Source organism: Kineosporiaceae bacterium (genome assembly GCA_016713225.1).
GTDB lineage: Bacteria > Actinomycetota > Actinomycetes > Actinomycetales > Kineosporiaceae > JADJPO01.
The window spans coordinates 251,801-265,726 of sequence record JADJPO010000001.1 but is presented as its reverse complement, the minus strand read 5'-3'; the positions used below and the strand labels follow the sequence as shown (position 1 = coordinate 265,726).

The 13,926-nt window shown below is 70.5% G+C and carries 13 protein-coding genes; 4 read left to right on the top strand and 9 right to left on the bottom strand.

Annotated elements, in window-relative coordinates; translation table 11 throughout:
* Positions 1 to 13: 13 nt before the first annotated feature.
* Entirely contained in the window at positions 14 to 1,006 is a 993-nt protein-coding gene (locus IPK24_01145) for an NAD-dependent epimerase/dehydratase family protein (protein ID MBK8074179.1), read from the bottom strand.
* A 116-nt stretch (positions 1,007 to 1,122) separates the two neighbouring features.
* Between IPK24_01145 and IPK24_01140 the strand changes: the two genes are divergently transcribed.
* A complete protein-coding gene (locus IPK24_01140; protein ID MBK8074178.1) occupies positions 1,123 to 2,862 on the top strand; it encodes a beta-lactamase family protein in 1,740 nt (579 codons plus the stop codon).
* Between the two features lie 19 nt (positions 2,863 to 2,881).
* A complete protein-coding gene (locus tag IPK24_01135) occupies positions 2,882 to 3,448 on the top strand; it encodes a TIGR00730 family Rossman fold protein (protein MBK8074177.1) in 567 nt (188 codons plus the stop codon).
* 125 nt (positions 3,449 to 3,573) lie between these two features.
* On the opposite strand, the gene IPK24_01130 is transcribed toward IPK24_01135, so the two are convergent.
* From IPK24_01130 to IPK24_01095, 8 genes are all read right to left on the bottom strand, one after another.
* Positions 3,574 to 5,190 (bottom strand): alpha/beta fold hydrolase, encoded by a 1,617-nt coding sequence (locus IPK24_01130; protein ID MBK8074176.1) that lies wholly within the window; start codon positions 5,188 to 5,190, stop codon positions 3,574 to 3,576.
* A 170-nt stretch (positions 5,191 to 5,360) separates the two neighbouring features.
* Positions 5,361 to 6,230, bottom strand: coding sequence for an aldo/keto reductase (locus IPK24_01125; GenBank protein ID MBK8074175.1), 870 nt, complete (start codon positions 6,228 to 6,230; stop codon positions 5,361 to 5,363).
* Positions 6,227 to 6,871, bottom strand: coding sequence for a proteophosphoglycan 5 (locus IPK24_01120; protein ID MBK8074174.1), 645 nt, complete (start codon positions 6,869 to 6,871; stop codon positions 6,227 to 6,229). Before IPK24_01120 ends, IPK24_01125 begins: the two co-directional genes overlap by 4 nt.
* 113 nt (positions 6,872 to 6,984) lie before the next feature.
* Positions 6,985 to 7,569 carry a TIGR03086 family protein gene (locus IPK24_01115; GenBank protein MBK8074173.1) on the bottom strand — a complete coding sequence of 195 codons (585 nt, stop codon included), beginning with the start codon at positions 7,567 to 7,569 and terminating at the stop codon, positions 6,985 to 6,987.
* A 6-nt stretch (positions 7,570 to 7,575) separates the two neighbouring features.
* Positions 7,576 to 8,094 carry an SRPBCC family protein gene (locus IPK24_01110; GenBank protein MBK8074172.1) on the bottom strand — a complete coding sequence of 173 codons (519 nt, stop codon included), beginning with the start codon at positions 8,092 to 8,094 and terminating at the stop codon, positions 7,576 to 7,578.
* On the bottom strand, positions 8,091 to 8,465 hold the full coding sequence (locus IPK24_01105; GenBank protein MBK8074171.1) for an ArsR family transcriptional regulator: 375 nt from the start codon (positions 8,463 to 8,465) through the stop codon (positions 8,091 to 8,093). Before IPK24_01105 ends, IPK24_01110 begins: the two co-directional genes overlap by 4 nt.
* A gap of 146 nt (positions 8,466 to 8,611) precedes the next feature.
* Complete coding sequence (locus IPK24_01100) at positions 8,612 to 9,889, bottom strand: bifunctional glycosyltransferase family 2/GtrA family protein (protein MBK8074170.1); 1,278 nt, start codon at positions 9,887 to 9,889, stop codon at positions 8,612 to 8,614.
* The gene (locus IPK24_01095) at positions 9,886 to 11,937 is read right to left on the bottom strand and encodes a glycosyltransferase family 39 protein (protein MBK8074169.1); all 2,052 of its coding nucleotides are present in this window, start codon (positions 11,935 to 11,937) and stop codon (positions 9,886 to 9,888) included. Before IPK24_01095 ends, IPK24_01100 begins: the two co-directional genes overlap by 4 nt.
* A 164-nt stretch (positions 11,938 to 12,101) precedes the next feature.
* Here IPK24_01095 and IPK24_01090 point away from each other — a divergent pair, with 164 nt between their 5' ends.
* Both IPK24_01090 and IPK24_01085 read left to right on the top strand, forming a co-directional pair.
* Positions 12,102 to 13,061, top strand: coding sequence for an ABC transporter ATP-binding protein (locus IPK24_01090; GenBank protein MBK8074168.1), 960 nt, complete (start codon positions 12,102 to 12,104; stop codon positions 13,059 to 13,061).
* Positions 13,058 to 13,906: an ABC transporter permease subunit gene (locus IPK24_01085; protein MBK8074167.1), complete on the top strand. Its 849-nt coding sequence runs from the start codon at positions 13,058 to 13,060 to the stop codon at positions 13,904 to 13,906. The genes IPK24_01090 and IPK24_01085 overlap by 4 nt, the downstream gene beginning before the upstream one ends.
* The last annotated feature ends 20 nt before the right edge of the window (positions 13,907 to 13,926 follow it).

Below are 13,926 nucleotides of genomic sequence, written 5' to 3'. Positions count from 1 at the left end.
CGGTACTGCCGGGTCAACCGGCGCGTAGACCCACCAGGTGGTCACGACCGGCCAGGTAGCGCGTCAGGCCCTCGGCGAGCGGCATCGGGTACCAGTCGAGCTCGGCGATGGCCCGCTCGGGGCGCGGCTCGAGGCCCGCGGTGATGAAGTCGAGCTGCACCTTCGACAGGATCGGACGCAGCCGCACTGCGCGACCGGCCTGCTCCAACGGCCACACCGCGCCGTAGGCGAGCCGCGCCGGCACCGTGGGTGGCACGAAGCTCTCGGCCTGCCGGCGTACCTCGCGCGCCAGCGTGGGCAGGTCGCACATGGTGTCGCTGAGGATGAACGCGCCGTCGTGATCGAGGCTCGCCACGATGCCGTCGGCCAGGGACTCGGCGTGGATCAGCGGGAACCGGCCCCGAGGCACGACGGGCAGCCGCCAGAACCGGCGGTGGATCAGGTTCTCGATGACCGAGGTGAAGCCGTAGCCGGTGTCCAGTCCGCCGTAGAGCGCCGCCGGGTGGATCGTGGTCAGCCGAGTGCCGGTGCGTTCGGCGAACGCCAGCGTCTCGACGTAGGCGTGGTACATGGCCCGGAAGTACGGCGTCAGCCCGGCCGGATCGCTCAGCGGGTACTTCTCGCGGATGATGCCGCCGCGGTGGTCGAACACCTCGTAGGTCGAGACATAGACCAGCCGGCGCAGCGGCGACTCCTCGACCGCGCCCAGGAACCGCGTCAACAGACCGTGGTTGACCTGCTCGAACACCCGGGTGTCGAAGGCGAACTGTTCGGGAAGGCCGACCCCGTACACGGCGCAGTCGATGCCGGTCAGGGCCTGCGCGAACACCTCGGAGGTGAACTCGGGGGCACTGTGCACCCGCACGCCGTCCGGGAAGGGCAACCGATCGCGACGCACCAGCACGGTCAGGTCGTGCCCGGCGGCGTGTAACGCGTGGGCCAGGGCGTAGCCCACCTGGCCGGTCGCGCCGACCAGAAGGATCTTCATGGCGGTCAGGGTACTCACCGGCCCGTCCCTGAGGGAGGGGCAATTCACCGCGCAGTCGTCTGGTCACGCCGCGCATCGGCACGGGCGCGGACAGGGGCCGTGGGAAGCCAGGACGAGGATGGCAGGATCCTGGCGTGGTGGACATCGACCTGGACCTGGTGGAGCGGCTCGTCGACGAGTATGCCGCGGACGGCGCCCAACCCGGGCTCGCCTACGGAGTGGTCGAGGGTGGGCACCTGGTGCACTCCGGCGGGCGTGGCGTCCGGGACGTCGCGGGGGGTCATCTCCCGGACGCCGACACCGTGTTCCGGATCGCCTCGATGACCAAGAGCTTCACCGCCGCCGCCGTCCTGCAGCTGCGCGATGCCGGCCGGCTGCGGTTGGACGACGAGGTGGCCGCGCATGTGCCCGAGGTCGCCGGCCTCGACCTGCCCACCACCGATTCGCCGGCGCTGACGATACGCGCCCTGCTCAGCATGGTCGCCGGCTTCCCGACCGATGACCCGTGGGGCGATCGTCAGCAGGACCTGCCGGACGAACGGTTCACCGCGCTGCTGGCCGGCGGGCTGAGCCTGGCCTGGGCCCCGGGCACCGTCTACGAGTACAGCAACACCGGCTATGCCCTGCTCGGCCGAGTGATCGCGCAGGCTGCGGAAGCCGAGTACCCGGACGTCGTCCAGCGGGGCCTGCTCGCGCCACTCGGCCTGCGGGACACCGGCTTCGACGAGGCGGTGGTCGAACCCGAACGGCGCGCCCTCGGCTACCGACGAACCGGAACCGAGTGGGAGCGCGTGCCGTTCGATGCCCACGGCGCCTACGCACCCATGGGTGGACTGTTCAGCACGGTGCGCGACCTGGCGCGGTGGGTCACGTTTCTGGCAGAGGCGTTCCCACCCCGAGACGATCCGGACGACGGCCCGCTGAGCCGGGCCTCGCGGCGTGAACTGCAGTTGGCTCAGCTGACCCTGCCACCCGTGGTGACCTGGCGAACGGTCGCCGAGCCTGCCGTGATCCGTAGCGCCGGTTACGGTTTCGGACTGCTCACCGAACACGACCCCCGGTGGGGAACGCTGGTCTCGCACAGCGGTGGGTACCCCGGATTCGGGTCGCACATGCGGTGGCACCCGCAGAGTGGGCGGGGTGTGATCGTCTTGGCCAACGCCACCTACGCGCCGGCCCGGGTTCTGGCTGGACAGGTGATGGATTCGCTTCTGACACTACGGGTCTCGGGTGGGGTCGCGCTGCGGTCGGCCCCGGGCGGCGGCGCGGTGTGGCCCGCCACCGAGGCGGCCCGCACGGCCGTCACCCGACTCGTCACCACGGGCGCCGACGCCGAGGCGGAACGTTGGTTGGCGATGAACGTCGACCTCGACGAGCCCTTGGACCGGCGCCGGGCGCAGTGGTCCGACCTCGGCGCGCGGCTCGGGCCACTGGTGCCCGATCCCACGGAGGCACCGCAGTCGGACTCCCCCGCCCACAGCGTGTGGTGGTTGCGCGGCCCCGGCGGGCGGGTTCGAGTGGAGATCCAGCTCAACCCCGAACTGCCGCCCCGGGTGCAGACCCTGGACGTGACCGCGGTGCCGCACCCGTCGATGTCGTTGCGGGCCATCGCCGAACGGCTCACGCGGGCGCTCGCGGACGACGTCCCGACCTGGCCGGACGACGTGCCGGTCGCGGCCGGACTGCGCGAGTCCGCCCGGCGGCAACTGGCGGTCGCGGCGGCCTGGTCGACCGGGGCCACGCTCGGCCCGGCGCTCGCCGGGGACGGCGTCACCCGGGTCACGTTCCGCCTCGACGGCCCGGTGCCGTTCACCCTGACCGTGGCGACGAACGCCGAGGGTGTGGTCACCGAGCTGACGATCACCCCGGCCTGACCGGCTAGCCTGCCCGTCGATGAGCGAGCGACGACGTATCTGTGTGTTCTGCGGATCCTCCACCGGCACCGACCCCGCCCACCTCGCGGCGGCCGTCGAGCTGGGCGGCGCCCTGGCGGCGTCCGGGATCGGCCTGGTCTACGGCGGTGCCCAGGTCGGGTTGATGGGTGCGGTGGCGGACGCCGTGTTGGCGGCCGGCGGCGAGGCGATCGGGGTGATCCCACGGCAGCTGTTCTCGGCCGAGGTGCCCCACCCCGGGCTGACCGAGCTGCACCAGGTACCGGACATGCACGCCCGCAAGGCCTTGATGTACGACCTGGCCGACGCGTTCGTGGTGTTGCCCGGGGGTCTGGGCACGCTGGAGGAGCTGTTCGAGGCCGCGACCTGGAACCAGCTCGGGCTGCATCAGCGGTTCAAGCCGATCACGGTGTTCAACGTGGGCGGCTTCTATGACCCCCTGGTGCACTTGCTGGACGACGCGGTGACCGCCGGGTTCGTCTCGGCCCGGTGGCGGGCGAGCATCTCGACCGCCGCGGACGTGGGGCAGGCGGTGCAGGTGCTCGAGCGCACCCGGATCGAGCCCTGACCGAACCGCGCTGAACACGGTCTGAGCTGGGTCTGAGCTGGGTCTGAAAGGGCTCGAGCCGGCCACCAGGCGATCCCACGCTCAGGATCGGCCCGGTGGCCGGCTCGCCGTTCACCCCGAGCGGCTCACCGCCTGCCGGTGTGCAGCAGAGCCGCCAATTCCGCGCGATCGGCGCCGCCCGGCGCCGCCTTCTGGGCCGCTGCCCCGGCAGCGGCGGTCGGGTCCGGGACCGGGAGCGGCGCACACGTGGTGTCCGCGCGCCGTCCGGACTTGCGGGACGGCAGGGTGCCGTCGGCGAGGTAGGCCGCGATCTGGTTGTCCAGGCAGGCGTTGTCGAAGAGCGACATCGCGTGGCTGGTGCCGCCCGGCAGCCCGATCAGGCGCGAGTTCGGGAACCGGCTGCGCACCTCGAGGCTGCCCTCATAGGGGGTTGCGGCGTCCAGGGTCTCGCCCACCAACAGGATCGGCGCGACGCCCCGGCCGGTGACCTCCACCGGACGAGAGGACTTGACCGGCCAGAACGCACACGGCGCGTTGAACCAGGCGTTGCCCCAGGTGAGGAACGGCGCCTTCTTGTAGGTGCGCCAGTTGTCCTCACGCCAGGTCGACCAGTCGCGCGGCCACGAGGCATCGACACACTGCACGCCGAGGTACATGGCGAAGCTGTTGTCGTCACCGACCCCGGCACCGTCGTTGTATGTGTCGACCAGCGGCTGCGGGTCGGCGTGGGTCGCGTTCCAGGTGGCCCACAGGTCGGCCAGGTCGAGCCAGGTGATCTGGTAGTACCCGGCGCTGAGGAAGATGTCGCTCCACTCGGAGGCGCCCACCACCCCACCGGCCGGGTTCTTGGCCAGCTTGGCGCGCTCGGCGTACCACAACGCCTCGACCTGCTTCTCGGTCTTTCCGAGGTGGTAGACGCTGTCGTACTTCGCCAGCCAGGCCCACCATGCGGTCTCGGTGGTCTCGAACGCGACGTCCTGGTCGAGGTTGGCCTGGTACCAGACCTTGCGCGGGTCGACGTTGCTGTCCAGCACCATGCGGCGCACCTTGTCGGGGTACATGGTCGCGTAGACCTGGCCCAGGTAGGTGCCGTACGAGAAGCCGTAGAAGTTCAGCTTCTTCTCACCCAGCGCGAGCCGGATCCGGTCCATGTCGCGCACCGAGTCGGTGGTGCGCAGGTTGGACAGCAACGCGGAGCCGCCCGCCGTGCCGCAGGCCTTCGCGTAGGCCTTGGACTTGGCCAGCCAGGCCTTCTCGATCGCGGCGGTGGTCGGCTCGTAGATCGGGCGAGGCCCGGCGGCGTAGTTGGGGTCGCAGCTCAGCGCGGGCGTACTCGACCCGACACCCCGCGGGTCGAAACCGATCCAGTCGTAGGCGGCGCCGGCACCGTTGGGCACGAATTCACCCAGGATCGACAACGTCAGACCCGAACCGCCGGGGCCGCCCGGGTTGACCAGCATGATGCCCTGGTACTGCGCATCCGGCACCGTGTGCTTGATGCGCGAGATGGCGATCTGGGCCTTGGCTCCCGAGGGTTTGCCGTAGTCGAGGGGCACGCTCACGAAGCCGCACTCCGCGTTCCGGCGGATCAGGCCGGGGCTCTGACACGGGCCCCAGGTGACCCCGGCCACCACGTCGGCTGCGGCCGGAGCCGACTCGGCCACCGGCGCCGGGGCCGCGGCGGCCAGCGAGGCGGAGCCGAGGGTGGCGGCCGCAACGAGCGCAGTCGCCGATATCAACATCCGTGTTCTCTGCACGCAAGTTCTCTCTTCCCCGTGGCGCCGAGGCGTCACGCGCTGGGCATCTCGAGCGGGGACGCCGACGGTGTCGACTCCCCCCGGACAGTGAGATGACCAGTCCTACCGCGTTGTCCGCTTCGCGGGCAATCGGGGTGACCCGCGGCTTTTTTCCGCTAGGCCAGGGCATCCATGTGGAACTCGTCCGGGTTCGGCCCGGTGCGCATGCCGCGATCGAGCGCCGCGATGGCCGCCAGCTGGTCGTCGTCCAGGGTGAAGCCGAACACGTCGAGGTTCTGGCCGATCCGGTGCGGGGTCACCGATTTCGGCAGCACGACGAGCCCGAGCTGCAGGTGCCAGCGGATGATCACCTGGGCCGGGGTGACCCCGTGCCCGGCTGCGATGGCGCCGATCGCCGGGTCGTCGAGCACCTTGTGGCCCGAGGCCAATGGGCTCCACGACTCGGTCACGATGCCGTGGGCGGCGTGGAAGGCTCGCAGTGCGGCCTGTTGCAGGTAGGGGTGCAGCTCGATCTGGTTGATGGTGGGCAGCTCGCCGGTCTCGGCCTCGAGCCGCTGCAGGTGCGGGACGTGGAAGTTGCAGACGCCCACCGCTCGGATGCGGCCCTCGTCGCGCAGCGCGAGCAGCTCGCGCCAGGCCTCGACGTAGGTGTTCGCGTCCGGCACCGGCCAGTGGATCAGGAACAGATCGAGCTGGTCGAGCCCGAGTCGATCCATCGACGCCTCGAAGGCCGGGCGCACGCTGCGGTGGTCGTCGTTCCACAGCTTGGTGGTGACGAAGATGTCCTCACGAGCGATTCTCGTGGCGGCCAGCGCCCGGCCGACCCCACTCTCGTTGCCGTAGAGGCGGGCGGTGTCGATGTGCCGGTACCCCACCTCGAGCGCCCGCTCGACCGCGGGCTGCACCGCGTCGTCCGGCACCTGCCAGACACCGAAACCCACCTGAGGGATCGCGACGGTGGCGGCATCGGCGGCGATGGCACTGCCGCGCAAGGAGATCGAGGGGACGTCACGGGGATCGGTCATGCGGGCGATCCTAGGCTGGGGGCGAAGGCCCGTGCGGCGGCAACGGCAGCGTCCAGGTCGCCCCCTGCTGCACCCAGCAACCCGGCCGCCTGCTCGCGGGTCAACTGTGCGCCGGCGGCAATGGCGCCGAGTACCGCTGCAGGATCGGTGGTGTGGGTGAGGCCCGCGTCGGTGTTCAGACCGGTCGCCGACTCATCCACGGAGGCGATCAGGAGCTCGTCCGAGACCGCCGGCAGCCCGATCGAGGCGAACCCGTCGTCGAGGTCGTGGTCGGCCCGCGACCAGGTGGCGCCGTCGAAGCCGTAGATGAAGCCCACCCAGTCGTCGTCGGCGTAGTTCGCCAGCACGTCCCACCAGGCCGGCGCCCCGGCGAGCAGGTCGGTCTCCTCCTCGTCGAAGTACTCGGCAGCGCCACGGAAGTAGGTCTCGGAGTACTCGTGGTCGTTGCCCAGCAACACGGCACGCCCGCCGCCGAGCAGGTGCAGGTCGGTCCAGTTGCCGCCGCCGTCGTCGTAGTGCCAGACCGGCCCGGCGGCGTGGCAGTGCGTGCCGAAACCGACCGCGGCCTGGACGGCGGCGGCCACCGCCCAGCGGCGGCCCAGCTCGGCGGGGGCGGGTAGGTCGACGGAAACCAAGGTCATGACGCATCAGCAAACCACACGGTTCGCACCAGATTCGTCAGAACGGGGCCGGCGGCCACTGCCCACGCGCTGCGGGGCGAGTTCTGACGAATCTGGTGCGATCAGGCCGATGATCAGATGTGTGGAGTCCAGAACGGGTCACGACCGATGAAGCCGATCAGGCGCGTCTGCGCATCGGCGTCGGCCGGCACCGGCACCCGGCTGCCGAACTGACCCGAGGCCCGGATCATGTCCTCCATCGGCTCCATGCCGGCGAGCATGTCCCGGCACAGGTCGGCGTCGAGCCGGTCGTCCTGGCCGGTGGCCCGGGCGAGATCCCAGGTGTGCATGAAGACGTCGACGGTGTAGAACCGGTCGATCAGCGCTGTCAACGGCATCGCGCCGAACCGCGGGTCATCGACGATCCGGGACGACGCGGGGTCGTCGAGCAGTGCCTGCACCGCCGCGGCGTGCGTGTCCCACGCGGCCACCGGGTCGTCGTCCACACTCGGGCCGTGGCGGTTCAGATCAACCCCGGCGATCGAGCCGAGGAATCCCGGCAGCCAGTCGACGAGATGCCGGACGACGTCCCGCGCCTGCCATTCCGCGACCGGGGTCGGTGCCGCCCAGGAGCCGGCGGCCTCCGCGCCCTTCACCCGATCGGCGAAGCCGGCGGCCACGACGCGGTGGCGGGCGGCGGGTTCGGTGGGCAGGGCCATGACTGATCAGAGCCTTCCGTCGGTGAGCAGGGCGTCGATCTTGGCATAGCCGTCGTTGACGCCGACCTCCATGCCGCTGCGCAGCCAGGCGTCACGGTCCTCGAAGCTGTCGCACAACGACTGCGCGTGCAGCCGGGTGCGGCCGTCGCCGAGGTCTTCGAAGGTGAGGGTCTCGAGTGAGACGCCGTCCGGCTGACCCTCCCAGGTGAAGGTCTGCACGATGCGATCCTCGCGCACCTCGTGGAAGCAGCCGCGGAAGGCGAAGGTCATACCGTCGGAGCCGTCGCCGTGCTGACCGGTGAAGCGCCAGCTGCCGCCCGTGCGGGCATCCCAATAGTCGATCGTCGCGGTGGTGCCGTGCGGTCCGACCCACTGGGTGTACAGCTCAGGGTCGGTGTGGGCGCGCAGCAACTGGGCCGGCGTGGCGGCGAAGTCGCGGGTCATGCGGATCGCCGGCACGGTCGGGTCGGCCTCGATGACGGCCTCGACGTAGCGGGTGTCGGCGTGGCTGGGAGCGGTGCTCATGATGCGGTTCCCTCCTGCAGGGTGGACTCGGTGTCGTCGTTCGGATGGTCGGCGGCGGTCATCGCGGCCAGCACGGCGTCCAGGCGCTGGTAGCGCTGCTCGGCCTGACGGCGGTAGCGCTCGATCCACTTCGTCATCAGGTCGAACACCTCCGCCTCGAGATGCACCGGACGCCGTTGCGCGTCGCGGCTGCGGGTGACCAGACCGGCCTCTTCCAGCACCTTCAGGTGCTTGGACACCGCCTGCACGCTCACCTGGTACGGCGCGGCGAGCTCACCGACGGTGGCATCACCCCCGCTGAGCCGGGCGACCATGTCGCGCCGGGTCGGGTCGGCCAGGGCGGCGAACACCTTGGACAGCTGATCGGTCATCCCACGTCCTCAACTACTTGGTTGAATAGACCGTAGGCGCGAGTCACCTCTTTGTCAACCATCCAGTTGAATACCCCCCGTTCCCGCCCGAGCGCAATGTCACGTCACGCTCGTCCCCGACGAGCGCAACGTCACGTTGCACTCATCTAGCGAGCGTGATGTGACATTGCGCCCAGGGGGGTGGTGGGGCCCAGGGGGGGGGTGGGGTCCAGGGGGGCGGGGGAGTTCGGGGCCAGGGGGTTGGGGGGTGTGGCGAACATCCAGTGGCGCATCAGGATGAACTTCAGCGCGGTCGAGGTGACCGTGGCCACGGCGAGGATCAGGGTGCTGGCCAGGGTCGGCGCGGTGGGCCAGAGGGCTCCGAAGCCCCACAGCGCCAGAGCGGTCACGGCCCAGGTCAACGCGAAGACGCCGAAGCCTTGCACCTGGTTGGTGAATGCCCCTTCGCGCCGGCGGATGCCGAAGGTCCAGCGCCGGTTGACGCCGGTGTTGACCACCGTGGCGAAGGCCAGTGCCGCGGTGTTGGCCCACTGCGCCGACCATCCCGGCAACGAGCTGTCGAGCAGGGCGAACAGGCCGAGATGGATTGCCGTGGTGAACACGCCCACCACCGCGAATCGCACCGACTGCGCACCCAGCCCGGACTGCGCCGTGGTGCGGCCCAGCCGCTGCCGGATCGCCTCCAGCGGAAGGTGATCGAGCGTGCGGTGCAACCGCCGGACGCCGCGCAGGTCGTCGGTCGCGGTGGTCACGATGTCGACCCGCGAGTCCGGGTCGTCGACCCAGTCCACCGGCACCTCGTGGATCCGCAGCCCGCACCTCTGGGCCAGCACCAGGAGTTCGGTGTCGAAGAACCAGGTCGGGTCCCGTACCAGCGGCAGCAACTCGGCCGCGACGTCCGAGCGAATGGCCTTGAAACCACACTGCGCATCGGTGAAGCTCGCGCCCAACGCCGTCCGCAGGATCAGGTTGTAGGCCCGCGAGATCGCCTCGCGTTTCGGCCCCCGGACGACGCGCGAGTCGCGGTGCAACCGGGTGCCGATGGCCACGTCGGAATGTCCCGACAACAGCGGAGCCACCAACGGCCACAACGCATCCAGGTCGGTCGACAGGTCGACGTCCATGTAGGCGAGCACCTGAGCCGGCGAGGCCGACCACACCTGCTTCAGCGCCCGGCCCCGGCCCTTCTGCTCCAACCGGACCCACGTCACGTCCGGCACCGTCGCGGCCAATTCTGCTGCCACACGCGGGGTTTCGTCGGTACTCGCGTTGTCGGCGATGGTGATCCGGTATGCGTAGGGAAAGGTCGCCTCGAGATGGCGGTGCAGCCGGCGCACGCACCGGGCCAACGCGCGCTCCTCGTTGTGGACCGGGATCACCACGTCCAGCACCAGGCCGTCGATCCGCCGCGTCACGGCCGTCATGACGCACTCACCGGCTGGGTCAGGTCGTACAGGGTGACGCTGCCGATGGTGACCGCGGTGTAGTTCTGCTGCACCCAGGTGCTGATCTCACTCGCCGAGCCGGACGAACCCGGGCCGCCGCGACCGCCGCCCTGCCCGGAGGCCACCAGGTAGTGGATCTCGCCGGCGGCGACGTGGGCCTGGAACTGCGCCAGGGTCGGGCTGGGGTCGGATCCGTTGAACCCGCCGATCGCCATCACCGGCAGCTCACTGCCCAACTGCAGCCCGGCGGCCTGTTGGCTGCCGATCGCGGCCGCCACCCAGGTGTAGGACTCGGCGTCGGTGCGCAGCGCCGTCACCAGCTCGGCGCTGGGGGTGCTGGCGTTCAGCAGCCCGCCCATGCCGCCGATCGGCCCGCCGGGCTGGCCACCCGGCCCGGCGCCGTTCGGCGGAGTCGGCATCACACCCGTCGTGCCACCCTGCATTCCACCCTGCACACCGCCCTGCATCGCACCGGGACCGCCGGCCGGCATCCCGCCGCCCATCCCGCCGGGGCCGCCGCCCAGGCCGCCCGGACCGTTCCCGGTGCGCGGTCCGGCCGTGACGATCGACCCGGTGTGCGCCGTCGAGATCGTGGTCGCGGTGTAGGCGGCCGAACCCGCCAGCCCGCTGACCAGCGCTGCGGCCACCACGCCGGCCACCACCACCCTGCGCAGCCGGTGGACGACGAGCAGCCCCGCCGCTGCCACGACACTGACCACCAGCACGCTGTAGCGCAGCCAGTCGCCGTACTCGGTGGTGCGGCTCAGCAGCGCGAACGACCACACCCCGGCGACCCAGGTCGCCGCGGCGAGCACCACACGGCCGGCGATGCCGCTGCGCCGCTCCCAGGCCTCGGCGGCCCCCATGCCGATCAGGGCCGCGACCGCCGGCGCCAACGCCACGGTGTAGTACTCGTGGAAGATCCCGGCCATGAACGAGAAGGTCAGTCCGGTGACCAGCAACCAGCCACCCCAGACCAGGTAACCGGCCCGGCGCAGGTCGGTGCGCGGCGCCCGGCCCCGCAACACCACACCCGCGACCAGCAGGATCAGCGCCGACGGGATCAGCCAGGAGATCTGCCCGCCGATGGCGTCGTTGAACATTCGGCCGATTCCGGTGGTACCCCAGCCGTTTCCGCCGCCGACCGAGCCGGTCTCCTCACCGTTGATCCGGCCGAGGCCGTTGTAGCCGAAGGTCAGCTCCAGGAACGAGTTGGTCTGGCTGCCACCGATGTAGGGCCGCGCGCTCGCCGGCACCAGCTCGACGATCGCCACCCACCAGCCACCGGACACCACCATGGCGGCGACGGCGGCGAACGCACCGACCATGCGGCGGCGCAGCGTCGTCCGAGCCATGATCACCCAGGCCAACCCCAGGGTCGGGACGACGAGCATCACCTGCAGCGTCTTGGTCAGGAAACCGAACCCGATGAAGACCCCGGCCCAGACCATCCAGCGGATCGCACCCGCCTCGACCGCGCGCAGGGTGGCCCAGGCGGCCAGCACCATCAACAGGGTGAGCAGGGCGTCCGGGTTGTTGAACCGGAACATCAGTGCGGCGACCGGAGTGAGTGCGAGCACCATGCCGGCGATCAGCCCTGCGGGGGCACCGAAGGCCCGTTTCACGGCGGCGTGCAGCACGGCCACGCTCGCCACGCCCATCAACACCTCGGGCAACAGGATCGCGAGCGAGTTGAGCCCCAGCAGCTTCACCGAGGCCACCATCACCCACAGTGCGGCGGGGGGCTTGTCGACCGTGATCGAGTTGGCGCCGTCCAGCGAGCCGTAGAACAGCGCCTCCCACCCGGTCGAGCCGGCCTGAACGGCCGCCGAGTAGAAGGCGTTGGCCCAACCGTTGGCGGTCAGGTTCAGCAGGTAGGTGCCCAGGGTCGCGGCGAGCAGCAGCCACAGCGCGGGCCGGGCCCATCGCGGATCGGGGCGCCGCCCGGCGGTGCCCTCGCCCGGGAGGTCGGCGGCCGACTCAGCGGACTGGCCTGGGCGCGGTCGGGGTCGGAGGTCGAGGCTCATGCCCCCAACGTCGTCCGCCCGACTGTGGTCGCCCTGTGGACCGTCTGCGTTGGGTCGGTGAATTGCCTCGAGATCGGCTGGGAACGGGTGGCCATCGGGCGAAACGCCCCGCCGGTGGCGTTTCCGGTTGCCGAGGTGTCGGGGGTGGCTGCAAGGATCGAGGCATGACCCCTTCGGCAGAGCCCAGGTCGGGGACGCGGATCGAGATCCGCAACCTGACCAAACGGTTCGGTGACGTGACAGCCGTCGACGACCTGTCGTTCGACGTCGACCCGGGCCGGATCACCGGCTTCCTCGGCCCCAACGGCGCCGGCAAGACCACCACCCTGCGCATGGCGCTCGGTCTGGTGCGGCCCACCAGCGGGACGGCCACGATCGGCGGCCAGTCGTACCTGAAGATCCATCAGCCATTGCGGGTGATCGGCTCCGCGCTGGAGGCCACCAACTTCCACCCCGGTCGCAGCGGCCGCAACCACCTGCTCGTGCTCGCCGACACCGCGGGCGTCGGCGGCAAGCGGGTCGACGAACTGCTCGAACTCGTCGGACTCGCCGACGCCGCCGGCAAGCGCGCCGGGGGCTACTCGATGGGTATGCGGCAACGCCTCGGGCTGGCCGCGGCCATGATCGGCAACCCCCAGGTGTTGCTGCTGGACGAGCCGACCAACGGCCTCGATCCCGAGGGCATCCGGTGGCTGCGGGGCTTTCTGCGTCAGCTGAGCAGTGAAGGTCGCACCATCTTGGTCTCCAGCCACCTGCTGTCCGAGGTGGAGCAGACCGTGGACGACGTGGTGATCATCAACCGGGGACGCCTGGTGAAGGCCGCATCGATCGACGAACTGCACGGCGAGGCGACCTGCGTCGTCCGTACGCCCGACCCGACCCGGTTGGCCCAGGCCCTGCACGCCTCCGCCGGGTTGCGCAGTCGGCCCGGCACGGGCGACGAGGACGGCGCGCTGGTGGTCACCACGTCCGATCTGCGCCTGGTCGGCAACGTGGCACTCGAGGCGGGGCTGGCGATCTGGGAACTCCGGGCGCACGGTGGCGACCTGGAGGAGCTGTTCTTCGAGCTCACCGAGACGCCACACACAGCCCCTACCGGGGCACAGACGGGAGCAGTGGCATGACCGGGGCGATCCGATCCGAGATCCGCAAGGTGTTCACCACCCGGTTGTGGTGGGGCATGGCCCTGGGGATGGCGGTCCTGGCGGCGCTGATCTCGATGGGCTTCGCGGCCCTGGTGTCCTCCGATGCTGTCGACGGGGGTAACGGGCCTGGGGGCGATCAGGGCAACCCCTTCGCCAAGATGACCGTGGGCACCGCCCAGCTGATCTACAACGCCGGGCTGATCCAGCAGTTGACGACGCTCTTCCCGTTGGCGCTGGGCACCTTGTTGATCACCAGCGAGTACCGGCACAAGACCATCAGCGCCACCTTTCTGAGCACCCCGAACCGATGGGTGGTGCTGTTCTCGAAGATGGTGGCGGTGGCCGCCATCGGGGCGGTCTACGCGGTGGTGCACGCCGCCGCGAGCGTCGGCGGTGGGGCGAGCATCCTGGCGGCGGTCAAGCACCAGCCGACCCTGCTGGGCGAATCCCAGGTGTGGCAATCGCTCGGCATCGGGGTGGCCGCGTTCGCGATCTGGATGATGTTCGGTTTCGGCATCGGCATGCTGATCCGCAACCAGATCGCCGCGGTGCTGATCGGGGTGGGCGTCGCGTTCATCGCGCAGATCGCCCTCAACATCCTCTTCACGGTCAAGGAGTGGTACTCGGCGATGAAGTGGCTGCCGGGCAACCTCACCGCCAACATGCTCGTGACCAGCGACCCCGTCGAGGGGCAGCAGGTCGACCCGGCCACCCAGGCGCAGTACTTCGAGTTCTGGTGGCAGGCCGGGTTGGTGCTGCTGGCGTATGCCGTGGTGCTGGCCGCGATCGGGGCCTTCCTCACGACACGCCGCGACGTCACCTGAGGCGTGGGCACCCATCCCGC